Origin of the sequence: Delftia sp. ZNC0008 (assembly GCF_000799035.1) — a bacterium.
GTDB classification, from domain to species: Bacteria; Pseudomonadota; Gammaproteobacteria; order Burkholderiales; family Burkholderiaceae_C; genus Comamonas; species Comamonas tsuruhatensis.
This window is the reverse complement of record NZ_JTKZ01000403.1, coordinates 1-989: the sequence shown is the minus strand read 5'-3', so window position 1 is coordinate 989 and position 989 is coordinate 1. Positions and strand designations below refer to the sequence as shown.

The following is a 989-nucleotide window of genomic DNA, read 5'->3' as shown; positions in this document are numbered from 1 at the left end:
GTCTTTGTGCAGCGGGACTGCGCTGATGTTTATTGCAACGGCGCGTGAAATCCGCGAAATCCGTGAATTCCGTTGTGGGCGCCTCAGCAGGCCATCGCCCTCTTCAACCATTCAGCAAAGGCCGCGCATTCCCAGCGGTCCATGGTGCCGGTGCGCCAGCACAGGTAGTGGGCATGGGGGCTGGCCGTGTCCATGTCGAACAGGCGCACCAGGGTGCCGTTGTCCATCCAGGGTGCGCCCAGCTTGTGGCGCACCAGGGCAATGCCCATGCCGGCCGAGGCCGCGTCGCACATCAGGCCGATGTCGTTGAACTGCGAGCCCTCGTGCGGCTCGGGCCAGTCCAGGCCGGTGGCGCCGAACCAGGTGCGCCAGGGCTCCAGCGGGCTGCGCAGCAGGGGCATGCCTTCCAGGTCCTGGGGCTGCTCGAAGGGGCCATGCTCGCGGATGAAGGCCGGCGAGGCCAGCGGCGTGACCACGTCGCGCGCCAGTTCGATGTGCTCCACGTCGGCGTAGTGGCCGGGGCCGAAGCGCACCATCAGGTCGGCATCCTCGGCCACCACGTCCAGCAGCGGGATGGAGACCTGCAGGGCGATGTCGATCTCGGGATAGGTTTCCGTGAACTGGCGCAGGCGCGGGATCAGGATCACGCGCGCAAAGGTGGGCGTGACGGCGAGCTTGAGCCTGCGGCGGCCCGGTGCCGTGACCTCGCCCGGAAAGCGCTGCAGCGCGCCCAGGCCCTCGCGCACGTGGGACAGGTAGGCGCTGCCTTCGGTGGTGAGCGAAAAGTCCGAGCGGCCGAACAGCCGCGTGCCCAGGATCTGCTCGAGCTGGCGCACGCGGTGGCTGACGGCGCTGGGCGTGACGCACAGCTCCTCGGCCGTCTGCGTCACGCTGCGCAGCCGCGCCAGCGCCTCGAAAGTGAGCAGGCACTGTATGGGCGGGATGCGGCGGGCGCCGCTGCCGGGCGGGGCAAAGCCGCTGCCGGCGGC

Annotated in this window: 1 protein-coding gene; it reads right to left on the bottom strand. The window is 69.7% G+C overall.

All coding sequences use genetic code 11. From position 1 onward, the window contains the following. Positions 1-83: 83 nt before the first annotated feature. Complete coding sequence (locus L995_RS13545) at positions 84-944, bottom strand: LysR substrate-binding domain-containing protein (RefSeq protein WP_082001547.1); 861 nt, start codon at positions 942-944, stop codon at positions 84-86. Positions 945-989: the final 45 nt, after the last annotated feature.